Source organism: Desulfobacula sp., assembly GCF_014237455.1.
Classification (GTDB): domain Bacteria; phylum Desulfobacterota; class Desulfobacteria; order Desulfobacterales; family Desulfobacteraceae; genus Desulfobacula.
Genome location: NZ_JABZFL010000018.1, coordinates 1 through 8,770, shown reverse-complemented (window position 1 = coordinate 8,770; position 8,770 = coordinate 1). Strand labels below are relative to the sequence as shown.

Annotated in this window: 5 protein-coding genes; 3 read left to right on the top strand and 2 right to left on the bottom strand. The window is 41.2% G+C overall.

Annotated elements, in window-relative coordinates:
* The first annotated feature begins 143 nt into the window (after positions 1-143).
* Positions 144-296: an alanine-tRNA synthetase second additional domain-containing protein gene (locus tag HGJ91_RS03370; RefSeq protein ID WP_291346286.1), complete on the top strand. Its 153-nt coding sequence runs from the start codon at positions 144-146 to the stop codon at positions 294-296.
* Between the two features lie 150 nt (positions 297-446).
* Here the strand turns inward: HGJ91_RS03370 and fdhF are convergent, their stop codons facing one another.
* Positions 447-3,215 (bottom strand): formate dehydrogenase subunit alpha, encoded by a 2,769-nt coding sequence (gene fdhF, locus HGJ91_RS03365; RefSeq protein WP_291346285.1) that lies wholly within the window; start codon positions 3,213-3,215, stop codon positions 447-449.
* A 213-nt stretch (positions 3,216-3,428) separates the two neighbouring features.
* Here fdhF and HGJ91_RS03360 point away from each other — a divergent pair, with 213 nt between their 5' ends.
* On the top strand, positions 3,429-5,483 hold the full coding sequence (locus HGJ91_RS03360; RefSeq protein WP_291346284.1) for an FAD-dependent oxidoreductase: 2,055 nt from the start codon (positions 3,429-3,431) through the stop codon (positions 5,481-5,483).
* Positions 5,484-5,557: 74 nt separating this feature from the next.
* Here HGJ91_RS03360 and HGJ91_RS03355 read toward each other — a convergent pair whose 3' ends face one another.
* Positions 5,558-6,478, bottom strand: coding sequence for a manganese-dependent inorganic pyrophosphatase (locus tag HGJ91_RS03355; protein WP_291346283.1), 921 nt, complete (start codon positions 6,476-6,478; stop codon positions 5,558-5,560).
* A 516-nt stretch (positions 6,479-6,994) separates the two neighbouring features.
* On the opposite strand from HGJ91_RS03355, the gene HGJ91_RS03350 reads away from it, so the two are divergent.
* A complete protein-coding gene (locus tag HGJ91_RS03350; RefSeq protein ID WP_291346282.1) occupies positions 6,995-8,638 on the top strand; it encodes an ATP-binding protein in 1,644 nt (547 codons plus the stop codon).
* Positions 8,639-8,770 lie beyond the last annotated feature (132 nt).

Genomic DNA, 8,770 nt, shown 5'->3' with positions numbered 1-8,770 from the left:
CTCCTGAATTTGGTTGTTTTTTTGTCTCATAAACTTATTATAACCTTTATTCATGGGGTTCCTCAAGCTTTTTCTTTACTAATTTACTACTTTTTTTATGCAACGACAGGGTTAACCTTGAACGAGTTCCGGATCAAGAAGGCTTGAACGAATTGAGAATTGTTCGTATCGGTGATTACGATGCCTGCCCGTGTATTGGTCCTCATGTAAACTCAACCAAGGAGATCGGAAAGTTTAATATCACAACAACAGGGTTTGAAGGCGGTGTTTTAAGGATCAGATTCAAGCTTTTGTGATTTTAAAAATATCAAAAGGTCAATACCTTTAAAGATATTTGAAAGTATAAAAAAATGATGGAATTTATATCTGCACAATCGTATGATTGGCAGTATAAAGGGAACGCCGGGGTGTGATCCCTTGCGTTCCCTTTATATGTTCGTCAGTACTTAAGCTATGGCAGGTTCAATCTTTATGGCACAGACTTTAAACTCTGGTATTTTGGCAGTTGGGTCAAGGGCTGCATTTGTCAGCTCATTGGCCGCAGCTTTGGCAAAATGGAAGGGGATGAAAATAGTTCCATCCACAGCTTTTGAGGACACTTTGAGTTTTGCACTGATTTTACCCCTGCGCGAAGCGACATCCACCATAGATCCTGTATCAAGACCAAGCTTCTGAGCGTCTCCTGAAGATATTTCCACAAAACATTCAGGTGAGAGCATGTTGAGCCCGTCTGTTTTCATGGTCATTGTTCCGGTATGGTAGTGGTATAATACTCTTCCGGTTGTCAGAATATAGGGGTATTTTTCATCCGGCAGTTCAGCCGGCGGGGTATGTTCAATTGCATGGAAAAGTCCTCTGCCCCTTGTAAATTGGGCAGTATGTAAAATGGGTGTCCCAGGATGGGTTTCATCTGGACAGGGCCAGTGAATGCCGATATCCTTGATTCTGTCCCATGTTATGCCTCTGTAGGAAGGTGTGACAGCTGCAATTTCCTTGAATATAGCTTCACTGTTTTCATAGGGCATTTCATATCCCATTCTTTTGGCTATTTCACAAAGGATTTTCCAGTCCTGTTTTGCTTCTCCAGGCGCTTCAACAGCTTTTCTGACCCGTTGAACCCGTCTTTCTGTATTACTGAAGGTGCCATCCTTTTCTGCAAAACAGGCAGCCGGCAATACCACGTCTGCTATCCTTGTGGTTTCTGTCTGAAAGATATCCTGAACAACAAAAAAATCAAGGTTTGCAAGGGCTTTTCTTACATGGTTGAGATCCGGGTCTGAGACCAGGGGATTTTCGCCGATGATATACAGGGATTTCAGTTCTCCCTCATAGGCTTTTTGAATCATTTCAGTAACGGGTATTCCCGGGGTTGCCGACATGCCCGTGGTGTTCCATGCTTTTTCATAATTGGTTCTGGCCTCATCATTGCTGACCAGCTGATAGGCTGTAAATACATTTGGCAATCCACCCATATCACAGGCACCCTGAACATTGTTCTGACCGCGCAAGGGGTTTACACCACCGCCGGGTTTTCCCAAATGGCCGCAGAGCATTGAAAGATTTGCAAGGGATTTTACATTGTTTGTACCACAGGTATGCTGGGTTATGCCCATACAATACAGGATTGATGCCACGGGCGCTTTAGCAAAGGCTTTTGCAACTTCAACAATATCTTCAGCCTTTACGCCTGTTATATTTTCTACATATTCAGGGGTGTATTTTTCAACTATTTCTTTGAGGGCTTCAAAATTTTCTGTTCTTTCTTCAACAAATTTTTTGTCATGAAGATTTTCTTTAATGATGACATTCATCATGCCATTAATCAAGGCAATGTCGGTGCCCGGCAAAAGCCTCAGCCATTTGTCGGCATGGTCGGTAAGCTTTACCCGTCGAGGATCAATTACATAGAGTTTTTTCCCTTTTAAAACAGCGCGTTTAACAAAACTTGAGAGAACAGGGTGATTTTCTGCTGTATTGGATCCTATTATCATTATCAAATCAGATGTTTCAATATCGGCAATTGTATTAGTCATTGCACCACTTCCAAATGCTGCAGCCAGACCGGCTACGGTGGAGCTGTGTCACAGGCGGGCACAATGGTCTATATTGTTTGTCTTTAGAACGGCCCGGGTAAATTTCTGGGCAACATAGTTGTCTTCATTGGTGATCCTGGCAGAGGTCAGAAAGCCCTGACTGTCCGGACCGAATTCCTCCTTAATGGCGCCAAGTTTCTGGGCCACAAGATCCAGTGCTTCGTCCCATGATGCTTCAACCTGTTTACCATCCTTTTTAATTAAAGGTTTGGTTAACCGTTTGGGGGAAGCAACAAATTCATATCCAAATCTGCCTTTGACACAGAGGCTTGCATTGTTTGGCGGAAGATCAACGTCCGCTCCATCAATCTTAACAATTTTATTGTTCTGGACAAACAGATCCATCTGGCATCCGACTCCACAGAAGGCACAAGTGGTTCTAACTTTTTTTGTATCGGTAAACCTGCCGTCCCGAAACGCTTTATCCGGCACCAGAGCACCGACAGGGCAGACCTGGATGCATTCACCGCAAAAGACACAGTCAGAATCTTTCAAAGTTGCATCCTCTTTTGCAATGATTTTAAGATCTTCACCACTGTAACCAAACTCAATGGCATTGTTCACCTGGATTTCCCGGCAGGCTTTTACGCACCTTCCGCAAAGGATACACCTTGAAAAATCTCTGATAATAAAAGGATTGGCACGTTCAGTTTCATATTTGCACCCATTTAACGGCATGCCAAGGGTTTTGACCTGATATCGGTAGGCAAGGTCCTGGAGTTCACAATCGCCCCATACCGGACAAAGGTCCTCTTTCCCGTCACTTTTAAGAACATCCAGTTGAAATGATGTCCAGTCATTCGTATCAAAATTTCTGATAGCACAATTGTGATTGCCGGAAGCCAGAAGTTTGCTGATGTTCTTCTGGCGTGCTTTGATAACCTTTGAAGATTCCGTAAAAACGATATAATCTTGTTTTGCTTTTGTTGCGCAAGATTCGACCAGATCTGATTCACCCTTTATCTCAACCAGGCATATCTTGCATGTCGTGGTGGGAATCGTGTTTTTCAAATGGCACAGAGTGGGAATGTCAATTTTATTTCGTTGTGCAACTTCAAGAATCGTCTCACCAGGTTCAAAGGTCAACTCATTTTCGTTTATTACTATAATATTACGGTCCATGATTATTTTCCCGGATATGATTTCATAACTATTTCACCAATTTGCCCTGACAACGAATAATTTTGTACACTGTCGGTGAATTATTGTCAATGTAGCAAATAAAATAAATTTTATTGATATTATTGACTTTTCATTTTTCAAGTGTTTATACAGTAGTGGATTATTTTAATATTAAGATGAATAAACGAAAATGCAAACCGTAAGGATATATTCATGTTTCAATCTATTTTAATGATGGGCGGACTTGGGGTTGCAATCGGTACTGTCTTAGTGATTGCTTCAAAAGCGTTTTACGTATACGAAGATCCAAAGGTTGTCGCTATTGATGATGCCCTGCCGGGAGCCAATTGCGGTGGGTGTGGGTTTCCGGGATGTAATGCCAATGCCCAGGCCATTGTAGAGGGAAAACAGGATGTCAATTCCTGTGTAGCTGCCGGGGATGATGTTGCCATGGCCATTGCGGGGATTATGGGAGTGTCTGTTGTAGATAAGGAGCCTGAATTTGCAGGGCCCGGATGCTATTATGGCAATGATGATGCAGATATGGAGTATAAATACCTTGGTGTGACCGATTGCAGGGCAGCCGCATTGTTATTCGGAGGAATGAAGGTTTGCAGGATCGGTTGCCTGGGACTTGGGACCTGTGTAAAAGCGTGTATGTTTGGTGCGTTGTCCATAGGCAGTGACGGCTTGCCCAAGGTTGATCAGGAAAAATGTACGGGGTGCGGCGCCTGTGAAAGGGTCTGCCCCAAGAATATTATCCGGCTCACATCCGTGACCCGGAGGATCATGCGGGAATATACAAAGGAAGAGTGTATTACACCCTGTCAGAGGGCTTGCCCCACCGGGATTGATATTAAAAAGTATATTCGGCTGATCAAAGAAGGCGATTTTGAAGGATCGGTTCAGGTAATCAAAGAAAGGAATCCTTTCCCAACAGTTATTTCAAGGATTTGTCCAGCCCCATGTGAATTTAAATGCAGAAGGCTTTTGCAGGATGAATCGGTTGCCATAAACCATTTAAAACGATTTGTCTGTGATTATGAAATGAATCAGGACAAGCGAATATTGCCGTATAAAGCACCGTTAACCGGGAAAAAAGTTGCTGTTATCGGTGGTGGGATTGAAGGATTGTCAACTGCATTTTTCACTGCAAGGCTCGGTCATGACCCAACGGTTTTTGAAGCAACGGAGTCTTTAGGCGGTATTCTTCGTAAGGCCATTTCCAGGGAAAGATTATCCATGGACGTGCTTGACTGGGATATTGAGGGCGTAAAAGAAATGGGGGTGAGGTTCCAGACAAATGCCAGAGCCGGTAAAGATTTTACCATTGAAGGACTTTTAAAAGATGGTTTTGAGGCTGTTTTTACTGCTACCGGCGGCTGGGATTCCAGGCTATTAAGGGGAGATATTAATCAGGCTGAAACGGTTTTTCCCGGGGCATATCTTTTGATTGATCTTTTAAGAAGCAAATCAGATAAGAAGATCAGTGTAGCATCAGGGGAAAATGTCGTGATCGCGGGCGGTGGCATCAGCGTACCGGATGCCGTGGATATTTTAAAAGAAAACGGATCAAAGAAAATAACCGTTCTTTCAAGAAAACACCCGGATGATTCTTCTTTTGACTCGGAAGCCATTGATCAGTTGTCCAATGCCGGAGTCACCATTATTTATAATGCCGGAGTCACCAAAATAACGGGTGAAAATGGGCAGTTAAAAGCAATTGAATATGGTGAGCTTGATACTGGTGTGAAACAGGTTATTTCTACAGATACGTTGATCATAGGGTCAGGAAGATTTCCAGAGCTTGTGTTTATTCCTGTAAAAAAAGAAGAACAGGATGGGGAAGAAGACCTGATTGAAAATAATGGACCACTGGCTTGGGAAGGTGTTGAACTACAGAAAAAACCGGATGCTAACAGAGAATTAGGCTTGCTTTCAAATCAGGATGTCATCAGTGAATATCCTTCCGTAGTGACATCTATTAATGGTGGCAGAAAAGCGGCTGCTGCAATTCATAATCTGATGTATGGAATTGAGTTCCAGGCGTCTTCCAAATTTATAACAGAGCAATCCGTGCTTCAGGATGTTGCAGTGTTGAACAATGTTGATATTGTTCCAAAAAATATCATGAAATTAAGCAAAATTAAAAAAGGGTCTGCCGATAAATTTTCAACGGGTTTTTCAATAGAGGAAGCACAGGCTGAAGCAGACAGATGCTTAAGATGCGGTCTTGTCTGTTATGAAAAATCCAAGGCAGCCGGATAAGATAAAGTTAAGACTAAACGTAAAAAGTAAAGGGCCTGGGATAGATTTCTGTCCCAGGCCCTTGCTTTTATTGTTTATCCAAGAATTTTTTCAAGATCAGGAATGATCTGTTTTTTACGGCTCATAATGCCGGGCAGCCAGGCTTTTCCTTCAACAGGAGCAACACCAAACGCTTTTTCAACAACAGACTCATCATCTGATGCAATCAAAAGTTCTGTGCCTTCTTTCATGATATCCGTCAGCATAAGGAATACACTCTCATGGCCTTTTTCTTCTTTAAGGGCTTGGATATCTTTTTCAAGATCTGCCTTGATACCGTCAACAATTGAAAGATCAACCAGTTCAAGCTGTCCAACACCAATACCTTTTCCACCCATATTAAAATCTTTGTAATCACGGAGAACGAGGTCACGAATCGGGGTGCCTTCCACAGCGGATTTAACCTTGAACATTTCAATGCCTAAAGTTTCCAGGTCACTTTCACCACAGATTTCAGAAAGCTGGGCACATACTTTTTTATCAGTGTCCGTGCAGGTAGCTGATTTGAAAATGACTGTATCGGAAAGAATTGCACAAAGCATGATCCCTGCAATATCTTTTGGTATTTCAATATCAAAATAATTATACATGGATGCAATAACCGTGCAGGTACAGCCAACAGGCCATATCCAGCATTCAAGAGGCTGTCCCGTAGTTACATCACCCAGTTTATGATGATCGACAATACCAAGAATGTTGGCATCGCCAAGATCATCAGGGCTCTGGGTAAGATCGGAATGATCCACGAGGTATACATCTTTTCCTGCATAAGAAGTAACAACCTCGGGTTCTGCAACACCAAATTTCCCAAGTACGAAAGTAGATTCAGGGTTTAATTTTCCCTGCATTGCAGGAACAATATCTTCACCCAGTTTTTTCTTAAGATCTGCAAGTGCAATCGCTGCACAAACTGAATCGGTATCTGGATTTTTGTGACCAAATACTAAAATTGACATAAAACCTCCTTAGTTTTTTTATTTTTGTTTCTATGCTTTGATGACCCTAAAACTAGTATGATCATCTTATGTTTTAATTTTTAAATTCCCATATAAAAACCGCAATATTTTATAGAATTAATTGGCAATATAAACAAGGAAAATTTTAAAATTCATAGATTTTGCGTTAACCCGGCCGAGGCATGGGTTGCGACGCATCCGTGACCTCCTCGTTAAAATATAGATCCAAACTTTATAATTATGGTAAGTGATGTGTTGAATGGCCAGTTATTTTTTGATTATACTATTTTTCCAATTTGATGTAACAAAATCATAATTAACCTTCCAAAGATATATAGTTGAATTATTTTTTGAAAAGTTATTTGTCTTGTACCACAATCTATTGTACTGTATTTTAGTGGGTTTGACTGGAATATTTAAAATATTCTGGTGGTGTTATGGTTTGGGAATTTTGCGGAATATGGCAAGCTTTCTGATTCAAGGATTAAGCCCATTTCGATATAAAAGGGAATTTACATGGCTGAAAAACCGACTTATGAAGAATTAGAAAAAAGGATTCAGAAGTTAGAGCGAGCAGAGTCTGAACTCAAGCGGGCAAAGGCGGCGCTAAACCTATCACACCAATATACTCGTGGACTTATAGAAGCCAACCTTGATGCGTTGGTGACGATATCAGCCAAAGGTAAAATAACCGATGTTAATAAGGCCTCTGAGTTAATTACAGGACTGTCCCGCAAGGAGATCATCGGAACAGATTTTTCAGATTATTTTACCATTCCTGATGCAGCTCGAAAGGGGTATCAACAAGTTTTCAGGGATGGTTATGTCAGAGACTATCCGCTTGAAATTAAACACCGTAATGGAACAGTTATCCCGGTCCTTTATAATGCCTCTGTCTATAAAGATTCACACGGAAATGTGGTTGGTGTGTTCGCCGCCGCAAGAGACATCTCCAAGCGTAAGCGAGCAGAAAAAAAAAGCAAAAAACTCGAAGCCCAGCTTCAGCGGGCTCAGAAAATGGAGGCCATTGGCACTTTAGCAGGTGGTGTAGCCCATGACCTCAACAACGTTTTGAGTGGTATTGTGAGCTATCCAGGGTTGTTATTGATGGAGACCCCTGAAGAGAGCCCCTTTAGAAGACCCCTTTTAACAATTCAGGAATCAGGACAAAAAGCTGCTGCTATCGTGCAAGACTTGCTGACACTGGCAAGAAGGGGGGTTGTGGCTACAGAAGTTATAAACTTAAATCAGATTGTGACTAGTTATCTTAATTCTCTGGAGTATAAAAAACTAAAAAAAATTAATCCTGACGTTAAAATTGAAAGTGATCTTGAGATGAATCTGCTAAATGTTATGGGCTCACCTGTGCACCTGTCAAAAACTGTCATGAACCTGGTTAATAATGCAGTAGAGGCAATGCCTGAAGGCGGAAATGTCTTCATGTCAACACAAAACAGATATATTGATAAACCAATAAAAGGGTATGATGATGTAAAAGAAGGGAATTATATTATCCTTTCGGTATCAGATTCCGGGATAGGTATTTCATCGCTGGATTTAGAGAGAATATTTGAACCTTTTTATACGAAAAAAATAATGGGAAGAAGCGGAACAGGATTAGGTATGGCTGTAGTGTGGGGAACAGTAAAGGATCATAAGGGATATATTGATGTGCAAAGTACCCCAAACGAAGGAACAACATTCATTCTTTACTTTCCGGTAACCAGGAAGAAAATAATTGAAAAAGAAAAAGCCTTGCCAATGGAAGAATACAAGGGAAGGGGAAATACAATTCTTATAGTGGATGATATAAAAGAGCAGTGTGATATTGCATCCCGGATACTAAAGGAATTGGGTTACTCTACCATATCAGTTTCAAGTGGTGAAGAAGCGGTTGATTACATGAAGGATAATTCAGCAGATCTTTTGATATTGGATATGATAATGGAACCTGGAATTGATGGGCTTGAGACATATAAAAAGATACTTGAATTACATCCCGGTCAGAAAGCAATCATCGCAAGTGGATTTTCTGAGACAAAACGGGTCAAGGAAACTCAAAGACTTGGTGCAGGAAAATACATAAAAAAACCGTATACAATAGAAAAAATAGGAGTCGCTGTTAAGGAAGAATTGGATAGAAAAGACTTGTATTCATAGGCTGCTTTTTTAAAGAGGGCGTTCAAAATTCTGTGTCAGTTAACTAAAAGCTGATATACTCAGCTCCAAAAGGAGAACTGACATGACACAAGATGATAAAGAATTTGATTTTCAAAAAGCCCTCAAAGGCAT

What these genes read in the sequence shown, in the direction of transcription:
- HGJ91_RS03360 (WP_291346284.1), top strand. Translation starts at nt 3,429, where the DNA reads ATGTTTCAATCTATTTTAATGATGGGCGGACTTGGGGTTGCAATCGGT.
- HGJ91_RS03355 (WP_291346283.1), bottom strand. Translation starts at nt 6,478, where the DNA reads ATGTCAATTTTAGTATTTGGTCACAAAAATCCAGATACCGATTCAGTT.
- HGJ91_RS03350 (WP_291346282.1), top strand. Translation starts at nt 6,995, where the DNA reads ATGGCTGAAAAACCGACTTATGAAGAATTAGAAAAAAGGATTCAGAAG.